Raw genomic sequence first — 19,019 nt, forward strand, 5'->3', positions numbered from 1 at the left:
TTACCACCTCTTATCTTTACTTGTTCCTAACAAAGGGCGTAATTGTTCTGAAATCGCTTCACGCGCACGAAATATTCGTGAACGTACAGTCCCGATAGGACAATTCATAATATTGGCAATTTCTTCATAACTAAGCCCATCAATTTCTCTTAATACGATTGCCGTACGCAACTCTTCCGGCAATGAATCTAATGTCTTATTCACCGTTTGAGCAATTTCCTGACTCATCAGTTCACTCTCAGGCGTATTCATTTCCTTCAGTAGCCCGCTATCCTCAAAGTCTTCGGCATCTTGGTTATCATAACCTTGCAAGGTTGGCAATTTCCGCCCTTGAGATACCAAAAAATTTTTCGCAGTATTAATACCAATGCGATATAGCCATGTATAGAAAGCACTATCTCCACGAAATGATGGTAACGCCCGATATGCTTTAATAAAAGCTTCCTGCGTAACATCCTCAACTTCAGCGGAATCGCGTATAAATTGCGACAATAAACGAGCCAACTTGCGTTGATACTTAATGACTAGTAGATCAAATGCATGCTTATCTCCGCCTTGAACTCGTTCTACTAATTGTTGATCGATCTCCCGATCACTCATACAACTTAATCCCTGAGCATTTTGAATGAATTGTTACCCTTATTCTTGTTCCATTATAGATACCATAATGACACAAATGAACAAGTATACCTATCCAAATGAATCTCGGGAACTATGTAATTCTATGCCTATCGTATCAAAGACATTTAACCCTACTGATTAGTTCACTATTTATAGTGCATAATCAATGAAACTAGACTGAATGTACTCAGGTTAAGGTATTCTGAGTCTGTTATTATTCAATTCACAAATCATAATAAATAAAGACTCGCTTAATGACTGACGACAGTTACGATACGCTCATTATCGGCAGCGGATTGGCCGGGTTCTCGCTGGCACTGCACTTAGCACAACACAAGAAAGTTTGTATTGTAACTAAACAGACCACCGAATCAGGAGCCAGTTCATGGGCACAAGGCGGCATAGCAGCAGCGCTATCAAATGATGACTCTCCATCGCAACACGTCCAAGACACCTTGATTGCCGGAGCCGGTTTGTGTGATGAAAGCATCACTCGATTCATCACCGAGAACGCAACTGATGCGATTCATTGGCTGATCAGTCAAGGTGTAAACTTTACCAGCGACCAAACAAATGAAACGGGCTACCATCTGACTCGAGAAGGAGGCCATAGCACACGACGAATTATTCATAGTGGTGATGCCACGGGCAAAGCCGTACAACAAGCTCTCATTCAGAAAATACGATCACACTCGAATATTACTGTTTTAGAACATCACATTGCTATTGATTTAATCATCGATTATAAATTGTATGATTCCGCAAAAAGCCAGAATAAACGATGCGTTGGTGCATACATTCTCGACAAGAGGAAAGATAAGGTATTGACTTTTGCTGCGCAAAATACCGTGCTGGCAACCGGAGGCGCCAGTAAAGTTTATCTCTACACCACTAATCCTGACACGGCCACCGGTGACGGTATTGCAATGGGTTGGCGAGCAGGCTGTGGAGTCGCCAATATGGAATTCATTCAATTCCATCCAACCTGTCTTTATCATCCTCACGCAAAATCATTTCTAATCAGTGAAGCTGTTCGTGGCGAAGGTGGCTTATTAAAGCTTCCAAATGGCGAACGTTTCATGCCCTGGCACGATCAACGTGCCGAGCTTGCCCCACGTGATATTGTGGCTCGTGCCATCGACTTTGAAATGAAGAAAAGGGGTTTGGATTGCGTTTATTTAGATATATCTCATAAGCCTGCCATTTTTTTAAAGGAACATTTCCCAACCATTTTTGCCCGCTGTTTGGAATTGGGTATCGATATTACTAAAGAACCGATCCCCGTAGTTCCTGCTGCTCACTATACTTGTGGCGGGGTGATCACCGATAAACATGGCAAAACCGATTTGAACAACCTATACGCCATCGGAGAAACCGCGCACACCGGATTACATGGCGCCAACCGTTTAGCCAGCAATTCGCTATTGGAATGCTTGGTGCTAGCCCAGGCTGCTGGAAGTGACATCATTAATCAACCCACAAATGAATTACCAAAACTTCCGGATTGGGATGAAAGTCGTGTCACAGACGCTGACGAAGAAGTTGTGATTGCACACAACTGGGATGAATTACGCCGTTTTATGTGGAATTATGTCGGCATTGTGCGCACTACCAAACGGCTGCAACGAGCGCAGCACAGAATTGAGCTATTACGCGAAGAAATCAATGAGTACTACACCAACTTCCGTGTTACCAGCGATCTACTGGAATTACGCAATCTAGTGGATAGCGCCGATTTAATTGTGCAGTGTGCATTGCTGCGTCATGAAAGCCGCGGATTACACTATAGCAAGGATTATCCCGATATACTGCCACAGACAAAAAATACTGTGCTGAAAAAAGAAAACTAAGTTACTCCCAACAAAAACCAAAAGCGTTCAGCCGGATCAACGTGTACAGTTGTCAGCCTCCGATCACGTGCGTTACACTCATAACCCTATCTATCACAACATCCCTTCACTGAGCAATGCAAACCCACTGGAGCAACCCAAACGTTGTTAAATGGTGCCAATACTTACTCGATAGTTACACGCATTGGATCAAGCTGGAACTGATCGAACGCACCGGCACGACACTGCAACAAACCGAGCGATTATTCAACAGTACGTTTGTCGTGGCATCTCATGGCATGGAAGACGATCCCATATTAAATTACGGCAATCAAGCAGCTCTCAATTTATGGATGATGAACTGGCAGCAATTCACACAAACACCCTCGCGCCTCACAGCCGAACCACCTAACCGTGACGAACGTGCGCGCATGCTAGAACAAGCCAAAACACAGGGGTATATTTCTGATTATCGCGGCATAAGAATTTCCAGCACAGGAAAACGTTTCCTGGTTGAGCAAGCCACCATTTGGAATATCCACAGACCTGACGGCACGACAATTGGACAAGGCGCTACGTTTTCTAGTTGGAAACACTTGGACTAAATTCAACTTCTTCAAACCTATTCAGCGTAAAACAAATTTGCCCGAAACCACGAACTGGTTTATTCTTTGCCCCCTGCTTATCAGCAGCCTGGAGAAGTGACCGAGTGGCTTAAGGTGCACGCCTGGAAAGCGTGTGTACGGCTCAAACCGTACCGCGGGTTCGAATCCCGCCTTCTCCGCCAGCATATCTATATAAAACAATGAGTTGTAATATATCAGCGTACCGCATTTAGGCATATTTAGTCATGTTTTAGCATAGTTTGGTCAGCTTTTTGGTCAACATTTTAACTTTAAGCAATAGCCACAGCATTAGGCGTTATTTAGGGAATAAATTTAAACTATCTGACCTGACAATATACCCGCTTTGCGTGCCGCCACATCGGTCGCAACACCTGCAGCATTGATGGCCGTAAGAGTGTATTCAATTACATTCTGAATCGATTCCAGATTGAGATCCACTTCGGTCGTTCTTGGATCGTCTAAAATTGACCAGAAATCATCGATAACTGGATCGGCTTGCCTTAGTTCTTTAGCTTTGATGCGTTCTGGTGATGTAAATAGCAATTTAAACTTTATTACACCTACAGTTGGCAGAACTTCCGCTTCCGTGCCAATATTAGACTCACCGGCAGACCAAACATCATCGTCAAATACCCAACCGGCCTCAACAGTATTTGGAACTTCCTCGAATTGCGCAGCAATATCAGGATGGAAGTATTCAGCCGGATCGCCATCAACAACGTCAACGGCTACATTATTAACCAATCTCGCAAATTTACTCATTATTTGGGCTCACTTTTAGTTTGTATTCACCGCACCATCCGCTATCAAGCATTACCGGAAAGTGCGAATAAACTTGATCTCCAACAGCAACCGGAACGGCTGGATGTCTACGACAAACCCCCGTTTCTTCGTCTATTGCCAAAAAAAACCGGCATGATTTGCAGTTTTCTTCCATAGTTACCACTCAATGATGACCACACCTGGGCCGCCAGGTGCGCCACCGGCTCCGCTACTAGCGCCACCGCCACCGCCGCCGATCCCACCTTTGCCGCCTGGGTTGCCAGAAGATGAACCGCCGCCTCCACCTCCATCCCCTCCAGTTCCGCCGCCCGTTCCAGAGCCAGTGTTACAACCGCCACCAGAACCAGGTCCACCCTTTCCACCACCGCTTGCTGCTGGACCACCGCCACCGGTAAAGCAATCAAAAGGAAATCTTATTGATGCATTGATTGGATTAATGCCGCCCGAAGTATTGTTTACAGGTGCTCTTACGCCAGATATGTCTGGCCCACCATCGCCAGTTGAAATTAAACTGCTGAAAGGGCTTGCGCCACCAGTTGACGAGGTTCCTGTGCTTCCGCCCCCCACGCCCCCGCCGCCAGATGGCCCGGCGCCAGACTTGCCGCCTTTACCCAATTGAGAGCCAGCGCCGCCTCCACCACTTCCCGCAGCCGCGCCGGATGCACCACCATCCGCTTGAAAATCACCGCCAGTACCGGATCCACCTGTCGCCGAAGCTGTTCCAGCACTTGCCCCTCCGCCGGTTGCTGATATCAAGGAATCGAATGAACTGGTTCCACCCGCTGTGGGTGAGGCGCCGCCAGTGCCCCCGGCTCCAACAGTAACCGTGTAGCTATCGCCAATAGTGAGATCAAATTCTCCGTGCGCGTATCCGCCGCCACCGCCACCAGCGCCAGAGTCTCTACCTCCGCCGCCACCGCCAACAACGCGAACACGCACCTTTGCAGCGGGGGCAACAAAGTTACCTGACGCACCAAAAACTTGCCACAATCCGCTCCCGAATTCGCCCAAGTAACCGGCTCCAACGGCTTTGGTTGCGTTAACCAGACTGCTTTCCGCTGCAGACCCGCCGCTTCCACCCTCACCGCTTAGAAATCTCATCTTATGCAACCTCCTCAAAAGCCGTTACTCGCGCAATGCAAGTCGCGGTATCGGCATTTAAAACAACTCTTTCGCCTGGTCCAACTATCTCCCCAGTTAGCTTGTAGATGCCATGTGCAGGAATCACCATATTGTCAGCTTCTATCAGGTCAGCATTGGCCGGGGTTGCTGACGTGGAGATATAAACCTTCACGTGAGAATTGATTGCGCCAATATTCACAACGTTAATGCTGCAAGTCCTCACCTTTCCGGCGGCGACCACACCGGTATCTTGGGGTGATCCGTTGGGCAATGTGCCTGACCATACTTTTCCTGATGCCATTTTTTGTAAGTCTCCGTTAAATATTGGCGAAATATAATCTACGCGCCAAGTTTCTGTTGGCGTCCAGATATGCGACCAATTCAGCCTGGGTAAGATACTGAGGATGCGGGTCAGCCGCCACTGCGTGCGCGGTCAGATCAGCATCGGCTGCATATTGCGGGTGAGGATCGGCAGCATTGGTGTGATCAGCCAGATCAGTATCCTTAGCGTACTGTGGATGCGGATCAGGATTGGCTAGATGCTCATCCATCCGGTCCGTAACGTATTGATGTGTGGCAATTACGATGCTGTTATCCACGGTCAAGTTGATTGTGGCCGCATTGCTGGTTTCCACGATCAATCGATAAATGCTGTCTCGCGTCATGCCTTCGGGCAATACTGGCTTGGTTTCGGGCGCAGTATTGCCGACATAGATTGCGTTTCCAGCCTGATCATCAATTCTGAATTCACGAATAGTAAAGCCGCCCACGTCAGGCGGGATAACCAGTTCAATGATGTACCAGGACGGATTGTCTTGATGCAAGGTAATTGAATTAATACCTGCTCGATAAACTTCATTCACCAGCGCTGTCGTTGATTTTGTGGGCGCCGGAATCGATCCGTTGCCGTCGCCCAGGGCTACGTCGCACAAGATAACGGGATCGCCGTTTACGGCGGCAGACGCCATCGCAGCAGCGCCAACATCGGTAAGTAGTGTGTAGTAAATATTACTCATGATTTTATGGCTTCGGGTAAATTACGTTAATCGTGACCACTGTCATTGCCGCACCAGTGTTCAGTTGCCAGGAATGCTCTGACGGTTGCGAGGCTGCAGGATAAATCGTTGCTGTTGCCCCGGCCATCATCGCCGCCCCTATGTAAGTTCTGTTTCTCCATGTTGTAAGTAGAGCAAAATAAAGAACTAATCGCGCCGGAATTATAGACCGCAGTATGGGCTCCATTTTTATGATGTTTTCCCAATCAGTCTTGCTTGTATCAATCGATACTCTTACTCGGCTTGTAGGGTATTTTGTTGCGTCAGCGCGTGATAGCGGGGATAGTTCGTTTGGATAGGTTCCTGACTTATCCTGAGCCATTTGCTCAACAACAAAACCGCCTCTGAATAGCAATTGAAGGTATGTTTTTAGGAAGTGAAAGCCCCTGCCGTTCTTGTTTCGTGACTTCCAGGCTTTGTAGAGATACCGGGTTGCGGTTTCTTCATTCAAGCCATCGATCAGAGCAAGACCATCTACGTTTACCAGTTTTCGGATTAAATCCATGGAACCCAACTGGCCATTGCCGATAACGTTTGCATCGAAGGCTGTTGCAGCCATCATATCTTCAAACAGATCGATAAAAAGATTGCGCAAATCGTTTTCAACGGCATCAACAACAAAGCTATTCTTGAGCGGTTTTAGTTCGGGCAACTTGGCGTTTTTAAAATCCATTAGTTGCCCCACGCTGGCGGCAGCACATTAACGGCTGTGACAGTGACTGTCAGGCTATCGGCAGATACAAATCTCCATAATTCCGGCCTGTATTCACCCGCATATTCAGTGATACTTACCGTGATATCAGCGTTTGCGTCTGATAAAGCCGGTATTTTTTCCTTTAGCAGCGAATAAACCCGCTTGTACAGTGGCTTGACAGTTCCGCGCCTCGAACCTGGCTGAGTTTCTCCGTATTCAGCTAAGATTGTTTCGATAATCTTCGACCGAACATCACTTGCAACATAGGCTGCAGATATCGTGGCCGTTATTGTCATCGGTATTTTCGATCTGACCGGCGTCATGAATTTAACCCGGTAACTATCGTCGGCAGCAAGAATAACGCTACGAATACCTTTCTGAGTGACCGTTAAATTAACTTCACTAATAAACGTTGGCGTGACCGGCGATTCAGGATCGGGCTCTTCAAGAAAACTCTCGGTGCCATCAGCAGACACGCACGCCACAAAAATAGTATTGATATTGTCAACGTCGGCGCCGCGTATGATTTCTTCGATCACTTCATTCCAGACTGACAGGAATTGGGTATTACTGTATGCGCGTCGTACCACAAAATCGAATTCCCCCAGGAATACCGCATTGTGATTGTAGACGGAAGGGTACTTAACAAGATCGCGCAGAGTGGTCATGCTTGGCGGATTCTGCCCTTTTTCGAGAAGGGTATTCATGGTCATGTTAACCAACAATTCTTTGGGCGAATTCAGGTATTCAAATGAGAATGGCGAACCCGCCGTTGGCGATATCTCGCCCATGGTTCGAGAGATAGTCAATTTAATGACTTTGCCGTTTGCCGGTTGCACTCCAACAATGTCGGTCTGCCCGAAACGCACATAGATGCTTTGTCTGTCATCTGCTTCAACGTGGAAAACGCGCTCACCTGGCCATGTATTCGTATATCGCTCACGGTAAACGTATTCTCCACTTGAATCGCTAACGGATATTCCGCTCAAATGGCTATCATCGGTTGCGGCGGGTATCTCTATCGGATAGAAGGGAACGCTACCGGAAACAGTATGATTTACGATCTCGCGCTTCAATTGAATGGCATCCACCGTGCCAGTGGCACCCGCAGCTATAACGGCGGTAGTTTCGATGATGTAAGGCAACCCGGTAGAATCAATCACTGTTCTTCCGGTGTCCACCGTGAATGCGGTAGTGTTGTTATTTTTAACCGATAATCTGACACGCCCAGGGCTTGCTTTTCGTATCACTCCGCGCAACGCGGCATCCGCTAAAACGGTACCGTCACGCACCTTCTCAAACGGCTCTGCCATTGCGGTTTCAAGTTGAGAAGAAAACATCGCAAGCATAGCAGCCATGGCATCGAGGTTCTGGATTATGCGAGGATCACCGGCCTGATAAAGCGCAGCGATATCAGGATAATTTGTTATCGAGTCAGCAATTGCTTTCTGGAAGTCTGATTTCGTGAGCATTTTTAAGCTATAGAATGTACAGCGGTCGTGCCGTTATCAACCCACCGTCCAATGGCAGTGTTTTGATAAAATTGTCATAATCCGAAAACACCCGCCCCGATGGAGCGCTTAGTTTGTACTGGATTAAACACATACTTGCGCCGATGTATGAGCTTGTGAGGCGATCATGAAAGTCCTGCATGGTATGCAGGAGGCCGGTAGCCGGATTGATTTCATCAAAGTCATCCCCCTGCCACTGCGCAAATTTCGGCAAGATCCCACTGAAGTCCTGGTAGTACCTTAGCGCGCCTTTTGGAGTTCCGCCTGATGCCACGGCATTGGTGGAAGCGTTCCAGTGAGTGTTGCTTGCACTTAACCAAACATGCTCGCTTTGCGCGTAATTCAGATACCAATCCTCTGCCAATTGCTTTGTTTGGTTGAGGTCATGATAAACCGCCGTGTTTTTGAAGGCGGCTTTCAAATCCCTTACCATCTGAATACGACCTGCTTGCATACTTGCAATGGATTCAGGATTCAAGGAATGACCAAATGGTATCGTCACTGTGCCGTAGCTTGCTTCGCTCGTGCCAACAAACATAACATCCGGGTCATCGTCATACTTTTCAGCGACTGCGGCAAACCACTCTCTATGCCAATTCTGTATCATTGGATCGCTATATTGCAGAACATAACCCCTGCTGCCGCTACCTTGCCCCATGCCTGGTTCTATACCCAAACATCCGGCGTATCTGGTATGCGCAGTCCCGGATCCAGTCCAGTTGCCTTGAACCTGCACCAAGTGCGCGGGAAGCAATAGACGCACGTCATCGCCAGCAGCTACATCAAACTCGCGCTGCTGAAACATCAGGCCAGCCTTAACCCCGCGACTTCTCAGTTCATCGATCCTGCTATCCAGCTTTGCCCAGTCGTAAACTCCGGGCGAGGTCACAATTTCACCGGCACTCAGTTCAAACTGCACGAATCTCCAATTAGGATTGCCGTCCAATTTAGATTTAAGACCACCGATGCCACCCCAACTAAATGCGCCAGCACTGTCGAGGTTGTTATAAGCGGATCGAGGAAATTTAATCCCGAATCCAGGTACAAAAACCTCTTTTCGATTAATCCGGCGACCTGGCCGTGAAAACAGCCCGGCTGCCATTAGTGAACCACCTCTATTAATCGACTGCGAACACCTATCAATTCGTTAACAGCGGAAGCTGAAAAATGGAATGTTATGTCTGCCGCGCCAGCGTTGGTCTCAGTGCTGAACACTGCCCCAGGAGCGCCCGTACTAGCTCCCGTGCTAGATGATGTGCTGGCTCTAGTTTCCTGTGAATTTGTTGCATTTTTGTTGTAAACCTCAACAGGAATGTGCAGAGTCGTTGCCGTGGTGATGGTGGCTGGAGTAAAGATATCGTTACCACCCAACTTGGCAATAATCGTTTTCGCAGCGCTGCCAGAAGCAATGTAGTTAGCATCAATAATAATGCGGCTATTTGCCCTAAGCGGTGGCGTTTTTGTTGGTTTAAGTTGTGCGCTTGCACCGAATTCAGAAATAATCGGAGCGGCAGGGGTTCCACCAGGCCAAGGAAAACTTGTCTGAATCTCGGTTGTGTTAGTGATGGTTGTTATGGGCAACAGATCATATAACTCAAATCCGTCTGAAGCGGTGCCGATATGCAATACTGCTTTACCATCACAGGTGCCGCCGACAAGTCCGTGCGCTCCACTTGCCACCAGTTTAACAAAACCACCGACATCACTAGCGATCCACGTTAAACCTGTGTTTGGAAACACAAGCGCATGAGTTACGTTGTCATGCTCTATCGTTACTCTTCCAACCACGTTGTATACACTTCCATCTGACACAGCAAGGCATTTCTGCCCGGAATCGTTTCCACTTACGTTATCAAGGATAACGGTCATACCCGGATTGGAACCGGCTGGCGGCAAATTTGGATCAGAAAGATCAGCATAAGTCCTGGTTTCGGTGGTGTCGAAGTAAGTCAGAACGTAAGTTCCTGGTACAAAATTGACCCCGGAGATATAAACAACGCCAATTTTCCAGTAAGTAGTTTTGAACTCTATCGAAACTATCTGGAAAAGGGCACGTTTATTTCCAACGCTTTGCTCAAAAAATAATCTGCCGCCAACTTCGTATGCACCGAAGTCATCCGTCATGTCGTATCCATCACTGGTAGTGGCATTGAAGTACATAAAATTGGTGCCGCTAACATCGGCATCACTCAATCTGAAATATCCTCCACCCGGATTCTGGTCCGCTGTGTTGACGCTGTAGATAAATGGCGGTCCTGCTTTCGGTCCGGTTGGCCCCGGTATACCTTCCGCTGCTGGTATATTTATAAATCTAGGCATGTTTTGATCCCGAATTAGTTATTGATAGAACGAAGCTCTTATTGAGAAACCTTGTGGATATGGATCACACCTTCAGTTCCATCTGAAACAAATCCGATTTTGCGGTCCTTTCTAACCCGGACGGTTGCGGTCTGATTTGCCGGTACCAGGTAGCCTTTCTTGTTGCTGTAGGTTAGTGCGCTCACATCCTCAGCAACCATTAAAGCGAAAGGCACGGTGCCGATCACGTCATAAAACCCACACGGGAGCGCATTCGTAGCACCTGGGGTTGATGAAAGTGATGGCAATCCGGCAACTTCTTCATTTCCTTCAATATCGAGGTAATCAGTAGGCATGATTCGTCCTTAATTTAAGCTATAAAATGATTACAAACCCGGAACCTGAATGCCTTGACCGGCAACTTCTATTACCAAATCAACTCGATCAGGGGGTGTTTGCACGCTGTATAAATTGACTGATCCGTCAGGAATGGACTGCAGCACCGGCACATCAACACGAAGTTTTTGCAGCACAGCCTCTGGCTCACCGCTCGATAGAGGGTTTTGCAAGAGAGACTTGATGTCCTGGCCGTAATCCGAACCAAGATAGCCATTGACCGGGGTCTTTAGCCAGTGCGAAACCATGTCTTGAATGTTGTTGCCGGTAATGATAGTAGCCATGCATCAATATTAATGATGCTGGATACTGGATTTTGGGGAGTTTTCCTGAAATTGAGGGCTGTTGAAATACCATTTTATGAAAACAAGTTCAGTTGATTACAAATATCTAATTTAATTGTCCTTCGTTTACATAAGATAAACGGTGTTTATCACCTTTGGGGCGGTTGCTTCAACAAACAGTAAAGTCCCATAAGTTGCGGTGTTATGACAGAATTCAAACATCATTGATGTTCCGATGTAAGCGTTGGAAACTGATGCAATAAAATATTTCACAATAACCATGTTTCATCAATAATTAAAAACTTTCAATGCTGTTTGCATGAATTTGTTGATAAACATATTAACCAACAAAAACACTTGACTCTTTAGCTTGTTACAAAATTTACGACAACATATTCAAATACTGAATGTTAAAATTAAGTATAACCTCCTTGCATTCATTTATAGTAAAAGCGAATCCCGCATAACAATTTAATAAAAATCAAGAAAATATGAAAAAGCAACTTAGGCAATTCACAGTAGTTGGATTGGGTAGGTTTGGTTCAGCAGCTTCACTAGAACTGATGAGATTTGGTCATGCAGTTATTGGGATTGACATTAATGCAAAAATTGTAAACAAGCTGGCGGATCAATTAACCCTCGCAGCAATAGCAGATGCTACTGATGAGAATGCCCTCAAAGAATTAAATATCGCCAATTGTGATGCAGCTATCGTGGCAATTGGCGAAAATCTGGAGGCCAGTATACTTTGCGTGCTGTTGCTAAAAAACTTGGGTGTTAACGAGATTTGGGCCAAAGCTACTTCAAAGCCGCACCACACTATTCTCTCCAGAATAGGTGTTTCACGAATTGTACATCCTGAAGAAGAAATGGGCATGAAAGTAGCACAATCACTGAATTATCCAATGGTTAACAACTACATGCCTATTGATTTTAATTTGTATGTTGTTGAGATAAAAATAACTGAGAAATGTCACAATATTTCTATAAAAAACTTATTAAAAGATGTACGTGATCCTATTAATCCATTATTAGTAGTGCGGAGAAAAGTAGAGATGATCAAATCTTTAGAACCGAATTTTATTTTGGAATTAAATGACTCTCTAGTGCTATCTGGCTCGCTGAATGCTCTTGCTTCAATTGCTCCAAGGTTATAGCAATAATGAAGCCGTGGGATCCTCATGTATTGCCTTATAAACATATCACCGCAACAAAAAAGAATTTACTTAACCTGAGTCCACCAGCAGTTTTATTTCTGGGCTTTGCGTTGCTCATCACAATAGGAGCTGCTTTATTGAAACTTCCTATCTCCTCGCACGATGAAACTAGTTGGTTGCAGTCATTTTTTACAGCAACCTCCGCAGTAACGGTTACGGGATTGGTTATACTCGATACCGGCACCCATTTCACCGTGTTTGGACAGATTGTTATTGCGCTCCTGATCCAAGCAGGAGGTTTGGGATTTATGACTTTTGCTATTGTGGCAGCAATAAGTCTGGGTGCCAAATTAGGAATTGGTCAGCAGATGGTTGCACAAGAAGCATTTAACCAAACTAACCTGGAAAAGGTTACTTATATTGCAAAATATGTGCTGATTTATTCTCTATTTATAGAATTAATTGGATTCATTCTGTTGGTTTTATCCTGGTTTAATGAGTTGGGTTTAAGCACAGCTATTCATCATGCTTTTTTTTATACAGTTTCTGCATTCAATAATGCTGGTTTTGCTTTAAGCAGCAATAGCCTAACACCTTACTTTAATAACTTATCAATTAATTTAGTAATCACTGCGCTTTTTATCATTGGAGGCATAGGTTTCTTAGTTTTAATTGATATAAAAACAAAGAAAAATTGGCATACGCTGAATGTTAATACCAAAATTGTATTGTTGGGCACGTTCATTATCAATATGTGCGCATTCACGCTTATATGGATACTTGAAGCACAAAACCCTGCAACTCTTGGTCACTTAACCATCCCTGATCAGGCAATGGCAGCCTGGTTTCAAGCAGTAACACCCAGAACTGCGGGTTTTAATACTTTACCGATAGAAGAATTGACTCAAGCTACAACGACTCTTATGATTTTATTGATGTATATTGGCGGAGGATCGTTAAGTACAGCCAGTGGATTAAAAATCGGCACTTTTGTGGTTTTAATAATGGCGACTTATGCCTTTTTACGGCGAAGAGACGATGTTGTAATTCTGCAGCGTACTGTACCGCCAACACAGGTTATGAAAGCACTCGCATTGACCATCGTATCAATTATTATGATATTCATCGGAATATTTATCCTGACACTTACTGAAAACGCTCAATTTATTGATATCGTTTTTGAAGTCGTATCAGCGCTTAGTACCGTTGGATTGTCCAGAGGATTAACTAACCAATTGAGTATAGCAGGTGAAATCGTTATCATCTTTTTGATGATTATTGGGCGTGTAGGGCCACTAACTTTCGCTTATTTCTTTGCTTCGCCAAAGAAAAAACATATCAAGTATGCCAGTGCTAACATACAGGTTGGTTAACCTTAAATTTCTATTCGCTATTATGAGCACGGCAAGTTCTCTCTGATTGTAATTATTTTGTAGTGGCCCTACTTCTATCTTTCACAGCTTCTTTTGCAACGAGCAAAGCAACAACATCATAAAAAGCATTAGAAACTCCCGCTGACATTGCTTGTGCTGTTTTAGTCGTTTTGTGAATATACACAAAGCTATGATTACTTTCGCGCGGAAGTTTCCATGTCAATATCGAAAAGCGTCCAAAATTCACCGCTTTCACTGTCCAGCATGAACTGATTGCTGTGAATCATCTGTGATTTTAGATATTCAGTGCGAAATTCATCGGCCATAATCATGGTTTCGATATCAGAGTCGCCGTGATAAGCCTGTTTTATGAGTGGATCTGACTGGTCTCCAAGATGATATCCATTTGCATTCATAACTTCCTTGAGAGCCCACCAGTAAGGACCGTAATCCCGATATCTCAGCCGGTCTTTACTCAGTCTTTCAGCAATCACGCCTAAACCGAAGGCTAACAGGTTAGAGAATCCACGGTTAGCCACCAAGCCTTTCTTGCGCTCGCGGATAATGTCGCTGATAACATCTTTATCAAATAAATATTCAGTGAAATTCATTGTAAGTTTCCCTTGTTAGATTTTTGAGAGCGTTCCAGCCACTAAAACAAGAATGTCCGGCGCTGTATTTGGCCTGTCAGACATTAATTTATCCCATACCGACTGATAAACATTCCAAGCCTTGTTTAACTTATCCCACTTATATCGACCGCCCCCAACCTCATCAGCCGCCTCTTTTATGTATTCCTTCCACTCCATAATGAGAGCCCATGAGGTTGTATCAATCCTGATGCCGATTATCTTGGCGCCCACCTCGTCTTGCGTGGCCGCAGTCTCATTGCCGGTCTGCTGCGGAGCATTTGCTTCCTCTAATCGCTTTATTGCCGCAGCTACAATCGCACGAAGATCGTATGGCAGATAATCGTCTGACGGATCCTTGCTCTCGTAATCGAACCAGTAAAGAGTTTTGCGCATAAAATCACCCACCTGTTCGCGTATCTCCTGCGCTGTTCTGCCTGTATGTGCAGCCTCAAAATCATCCACGGAAATGAGGTTCTTGATAGCTGCACCAAGATTGTAGGTGGATCCATCAAAGTCATCTATTGTTAAGGTTAAATTGTTCGCAATCGCATATTCACGCATTGCTGCGATCATGCTAGAACTGTCTAAACCGTTAGTTTTAACCACCGCAAGACTTGCTGGCGTAACAAATGATCCGTATTGAATCGACTTCACAATGCTTTTTTGCGATTCTTTTATATGCCGTCTTACGACTGTATTGTCTTTCACTATCACAAACGGGAAGTAGGGTTGCGGCAGCGCGTAGCCGTGTGTCGAGTAAGAAACCATCATTTCAACTTTTCTTCGCTGCGCTATTTCTGGAACAATATCGCTAAAACCGTTATCCAGGAACCCTTTTTCGTTAACCTCATCCTCAATACTTGCCGCGTCATTCAATACGGTATCGTAATCAGCGGAGCCGGGATAAATCAATTCTCCACCGCCCCGAACGAATTCGACTAGCGGTATCCTACGGATGCCATTGTCACCCTTAGCACCTCTCATAGCGTAGCCTTTTGAAACGTCGAATATAGCTATGGAGCCGTCATTCTGGCGAGAGAAGGTGCCGGTAACGATAGGCTTTCCATCAACTACAAAAGCATCGCTTTCAGCCGTAACTTTGGCTATTTCAGCCGGGTAACTGCCCTTTTCACTGGCTTGACGCACGAAATTGGCCGTGGATTCATCAATCATGGACTGAGCCATATCAACTTCCATTTGCCATTCGTTCGCTATTTCACTGTCGTCAATGGACTCAACATAGAAACTTGGATAGATTTGGCTTTTCAGCATTTCTTCCATTTTTTCATCATTCAGCCGGTTAACCCTTCTCGCGGACTGAAAGAAATCATCTATTGAAATTGCGTCCTTTTGACCGTTCTGATTTTGGCTTCGGTGCCCCTGATAAATCTTGCCCGATGCCTCTATTTGCCTTCTCATTCCACTAACCCTGGCGCTCAACTCTGACAATATTTGCTTGTTTTTGGCAACTGCAGATTCAGTGGCTTTGGGGTTATTAATCCGGTCATTCAGTATCAGAATTTGCTTCTCGTAATTAAACACGCTAATGATTCTGCGGATAACGAATTCAGCCGGGCTTGGGTTGTTTTGCAGGAATAATCTTTGCTTGCGTATCGTGTCGATATTGATCATCTGTTTTTCACGATTGGTGGTAGCTCTGGCTTCGGCTTCTTTGGCTGCGATGGTTTCCTGCAAGCGCTTCATTGCATCAGAGTCACCAACGGTATCAATTAACGCTTCCATTTGCTCTTTCGATAATCCGCCGGTCACGGATACCGAGCCGCCGCCGTCAATATCCATAACCTGGGCAATCCAGTCGGCCTTTTTGTTGACCATCGAACGTTTGCTGGTATCGAAGGTACCATCCGCGTCGTAGTGATAAACGTTAACGCGCTGAGTCTTGTTACCTTGTCGAACACCACGGCCATTGCGCTGCTCCAGGCTATCCGGCGTCCATCCAATTGTTAAATGATGAATGGCCTGGGTGCCTTTCTGCAGGTTAATGCCCACTTCAGCTTTTTCGTTGGCAATGACAGTGCGGTACTTATTGCTGTCTCCATTGGCGTTAAAACCGTCCTGCACCGCAAGAATTTCATCTGGTGAGTTATTAGTTTTGCCGGTAATAATCGCAATCGCGCTTGATGGAACCCCGGCACGCCTGGATAATAATCGCTTGATCTTGTTATGCAATGGCAGAATGTCGCAGAATATGATTTGCTTTACGATTGACGATACGCCGCCGTTCTCATCCACACCGCGCGGGGTTGCCTGTTCATTCTGGAAGTTTTCCAGCATGGCGGCCAGTTTTGGTGGTACCGATACATCCAGGTCAAGACCTTGCTTTTCGGCCATATCTTCAAACGCGCTCTGGCTGGCCGGATCAATCGTATCGACAACAATCCTGTTTCCAGCAATGATACGAGCTCGAATCGCGATCTTCAGCAATTCATAATTGTCGCCCGAAGAGTCTTTAATGATCTTTTTGCCAATAATTGCGCTTTCTTCAGTCATTGGACCAGGCCGCGCACGCTCTTCCGATATTTTCCTGGCGTTGAATGTATCAATAACCGCCTTCGCTTTATCGGCCTGGGACTGAATAAAGGTATAGAAGGTTGCACGCTGATCAAGTTCTGGATCGGCAATCAGCATGGTCATTTTGTTGATCAGATTGAATGGATGCCCGATCAGGTCAATGTCCTCACCGAAGTGCCTGGAAACTTCGGCAAAAGCATCCTTGTTGCCCCTGTTAGGAACTTTTTCAGTTAACTCGTCAATTGCATAACGAAATGCTGATTTGTACAGTTTCAACCGGCTGACAATATCGCCGGTCAAAGTTACCTGAGAGGCTTTATCTTCGCGGTCAGGCACCACAATTTGTTCGCCCACATCATCCGCATTTTTGATCGATGCGGTTTCATCAATAGCTTTTCTTAACACTTCAACGTTATTGAGTCCGACAAACACATCTGTGGTACGCGCCACGCCATCCATCGTCACGTCATCCTGATTCTCTTTCTGCACGAATATGTTCATGAAATCATCCGCACCCTTAATACCCAGGCACATATCATTCACACGCTCATGCCCCGATGACAGCGACAACATAGAGTAGATTTCAAGTGGGCTATTAGTTATCGGGGTGGCGGTCAACAGCAGCACGCCATCGCCCAATGGTGATTTGCCGCGTATGTACCAGGCTTTTGCTTGCGCATCGACTCCACGCTTTGCTGCCGGTGCCATGGATAGGAACTTTGCGCTCTTGAAGTCGATTGTCTCAGCGGAATTCTTAAACATATGCGCTTCATCGATCACAATACTATCTACGCCCAAATCCTCAAGATACGGTGCGCTGCCGGTCTTTGATGATAAGACTGACATGAGGCCGGATTGCTTTCCTTTAGCGCGTTCATCAGTCTTTTTATCTTCGCTTGACGAAAAACTTGCATCGGCTTTTCGCAAGAATAGTTCATATTCCTGAATTGTTTCTTCGCGCAAGCGGATCCGCTCGAATGCTTCCAACGTCATAAATACTTTGCGGTGCCTGTTTTCCATGACAGATACCAGGTCAGTGTCGAAATTGGATGAACTGACCGTTGCCTTGCCGTTTTTATCGACACGCAAACCGATAAACAGTGAATCATCCATGGTGGCATATGCTCTGGTTGCTTCTTTACGCCAGTTTGATAAAACTGAGTTCGGTACCACGATAAAGGTTTTATTCTTAACCCCAATACTTTGCACGTATTGGATGGAAGATAAGGCTGCGAAGGTCTTACCGAGTCCGACCCCGTGACCATTTATACCTTCAAAATTGCGGCTCATACGACGCACAAAAGCGTTCTGGTAGCCGTGCAGCGTAATATCTCCACTCATTCCGGCGATTACTAGCGGCGATTCATCATCAGGTTGTCTGAAGCGCAATTTGGATGGATCACCTGCTTTGGCTTGCATCCTATCCATGATAGTTTTGTTGCCGCGAACCCAACCGTTAAACTGTTCGTTAGCAGTCACCACTTTTCTGCGCAGTATGTTCAAACCTTGAGCATCGCTCATATCCAACTTTGCCCCACCCAGGGTAATCGTGCCGTTTTTAAGGTAATCGCCAATACGATTGAGCAGTTTTTCATTGTCAGAAAGTTTGCTGCCGGGAACGTTGATATCAACATTCTTGTGTCCGGTTTTTTCATCAAACACAACCGAAGCGGAAGGATGTACAAACCTGCGCAGAAATTCAGCCTTTTCCTCGCATGATACATATGGGCTGAAAAGATTGAAGGTCAGTTTTGAAACATCGATTTTATCCAACCGACTTTCGGCATCCAGTTTTTGACGCAACAACTTGGCTCGGATAGTGTCATCTGTTGCCTGGGCAATCTCAGCATCGGACCGACGCAAGAAATCGGCATAATTGCCCGTGTAGTAATCATCTGCGCGTGTGACATGCTGACCATCGGGGGAAATGCACCAGTTGCTATCTTCAATCGGATTGAAATCTTGCCCAAATATACCCTTAGCATCATCGATCGACGCCCATATCGATCTGCTTTTGTAACGTAATCCCTCGAATCCTGAATCAGCCGTTATCTCAAGAGGTGTTACCGATTGCTGCACATCGCCGCGCCATACCGCAGAGAATCC

17 protein-coding genes and 1 tRNA gene are annotated in these 19,019 nt (G+C 45.7%); 5 read left to right on the plus strand and 13 right to left on the minus strand.

The features are described 5' to 3' along the window. A complete protein-coding gene (gene rpoE, locus Q0C11_RS07395) occupies positions 1-600 on the minus strand; it encodes an RNA polymerase sigma factor RpoE (protein WP_292918614.1) in 600 nt (199 codons plus the stop codon). Positions 601-875: 275 nt separating this feature from the next. Here rpoE and nadB point away from each other — a divergent pair, with 275 nt between their 5' ends. From nadB to Q0C11_RS07410, 3 genes are all read left to right on the plus strand, one after another. Next, complete coding sequence (gene nadB / locus Q0C11_RS07400; protein ID WP_293006920.1) at positions 876-2,471, plus strand: L-aspartate oxidase; 1,596 nt, start codon at positions 876-878, stop codon at positions 2,469-2,471. Positions 2,472-2,587: 116 nt separating this feature from the next. Then, the gene (locus Q0C11_RS07405; protein WP_293006921.1) at positions 2,588-3,055 is read left to right on the plus strand and encodes an MEKHLA domain-containing protein; all 468 of its coding nucleotides are present in this window, start codon (positions 2,588-2,590) and stop codon (positions 3,053-3,055) included. Positions 3,056-3,145: 90 nt separating this feature from the next. Further along, positions 3,146-3,237 (plus strand) — tRNA-Ser (locus Q0C11_RS07410). 151 nt (positions 3,238-3,388) lie between these two features. On the opposite strand, the gene Q0C11_RS07415 is transcribed toward Q0C11_RS07410, so the two are convergent. The 10 genes from Q0C11_RS07415 to Q0C11_RS07460 all read right to left on the minus strand — a co-directional run bounded on the left by Q0C11_RS07415 (position 3,389) and on the right by Q0C11_RS07460 (position 11,219). Beyond that, positions 3,389-3,838, minus strand: coding sequence for a hypothetical protein (locus tag Q0C11_RS07415; RefSeq protein WP_293006922.1), 450 nt, complete (start codon positions 3,836-3,838; stop codon positions 3,389-3,391). A gap of 177 nt (positions 3,839-4,015) precedes the next feature. Next, a complete protein-coding gene (locus tag Q0C11_RS07420) occupies positions 4,016-4,960 on the minus strand; it encodes a hypothetical protein (protein WP_293006923.1) in 945 nt (314 codons plus the stop codon). Between the two features lies 1 nt (position 4,961). Beyond that, the gene (locus tag Q0C11_RS07425) at positions 4,962-5,282 is read right to left on the minus strand and encodes a hypothetical protein (RefSeq protein WP_293006924.1); all 321 of its coding nucleotides are present in this window, start codon (positions 5,280-5,282) and stop codon (positions 4,962-4,964) included. Between the two features lie 16 nt (positions 5,283-5,298). After that, positions 5,299-5,997: a phage tail protein gene (locus Q0C11_RS07430; RefSeq protein WP_293006925.1), complete on the minus strand. Its 699-nt coding sequence runs from the start codon at positions 5,995-5,997 to the stop codon at positions 5,299-5,301. Positions 5,998-6,001: 4 nt separating this feature from the next. Further along, positions 6,002-6,709 carry a hypothetical protein gene (locus tag Q0C11_RS07435; RefSeq protein ID WP_293006926.1) on the minus strand — a complete coding sequence of 236 codons (708 nt, stop codon included), beginning with the start codon at positions 6,707-6,709 and terminating at the stop codon, positions 6,002-6,004. After that, positions 6,709-8,202, minus strand: a complete 1,494-nt coding sequence (locus Q0C11_RS07440; RefSeq protein WP_293006927.1) for a hypothetical protein — start codon at positions 8,200-8,202, stop codon at positions 6,709-6,711. Before Q0C11_RS07440 ends, Q0C11_RS07435 begins: the two co-directional genes overlap by 1 nt. A gap of 7 nt (positions 8,203-8,209) precedes the next feature. After that, entirely contained in the window at positions 8,210-9,343 is a 1,134-nt protein-coding gene (locus Q0C11_RS07445) for a hypothetical protein (RefSeq protein WP_293006928.1), read from the minus strand. After that, positions 9,343-10,560: a hypothetical protein gene (locus tag Q0C11_RS07450; RefSeq protein WP_293006929.1), complete on the minus strand. Its 1,218-nt coding sequence runs from the start codon at positions 10,558-10,560 to the stop codon at positions 9,343-9,345. The genes Q0C11_RS07445 and Q0C11_RS07450 overlap by 1 nt, the downstream gene beginning before the upstream one ends. A 38-nt stretch (positions 10,561-10,598) precedes the next feature. Beyond that, positions 10,599-10,895, minus strand: coding sequence for a hypothetical protein (locus Q0C11_RS07455; protein ID WP_293006930.1), 297 nt, complete (start codon positions 10,893-10,895; stop codon positions 10,599-10,601). Between the two features lie 30 nt (positions 10,896-10,925). Beyond that, positions 10,926-11,219: a hypothetical protein gene (locus Q0C11_RS07460; RefSeq protein WP_293006931.1), complete on the minus strand. Its 294-nt coding sequence runs from the start codon at positions 11,217-11,219 to the stop codon at positions 10,926-10,928. Positions 11,220-11,710: 491 nt separating this feature from the next. On the opposite strand from Q0C11_RS07460, the gene Q0C11_RS07465 reads away from it, so the two are divergent. Next, positions 11,711-12,376 (plus strand): TrkA family potassium uptake protein, encoded by a 666-nt coding sequence (locus Q0C11_RS07465; RefSeq protein WP_293006932.1) that lies wholly within the window; start codon positions 11,711-11,713, stop codon positions 12,374-12,376. A 5-nt stretch (positions 12,377-12,381) separates the two neighbouring features. Continuing rightward, on the plus strand, positions 12,382-13,749 hold the full coding sequence (locus tag Q0C11_RS07470) for a TrkH family potassium uptake protein (protein ID WP_293006933.1): 1,368 nt from the start codon (positions 12,382-12,384) through the stop codon (positions 13,747-13,749). Positions 13,750-13,943: 194 nt separating this feature from the next. Here Q0C11_RS07470 and Q0C11_RS07475 read toward each other — a convergent pair whose 3' ends face one another. Then, complete coding sequence (locus Q0C11_RS07475; RefSeq protein WP_293006934.1) at positions 13,944-14,360, minus strand: hypothetical protein; 417 nt, start codon at positions 14,358-14,360, stop codon at positions 13,944-13,946. Between the two features lie 15 nt (positions 14,361-14,375). After that, the coding region (locus Q0C11_RS07480; RefSeq protein ID WP_293006935.1) for an SNF2-related protein at positions 14,376-19,019 on the minus strand (4,644 nt) is incomplete at its 5' end.

The sequence above is a fragment of the Nitrosomonas sp. genome, assembly GCF_022842015.1.
GTDB lineage: Bacteria > Pseudomonadota > Gammaproteobacteria > Burkholderiales > Nitrosomonadaceae > Nitrosomonas.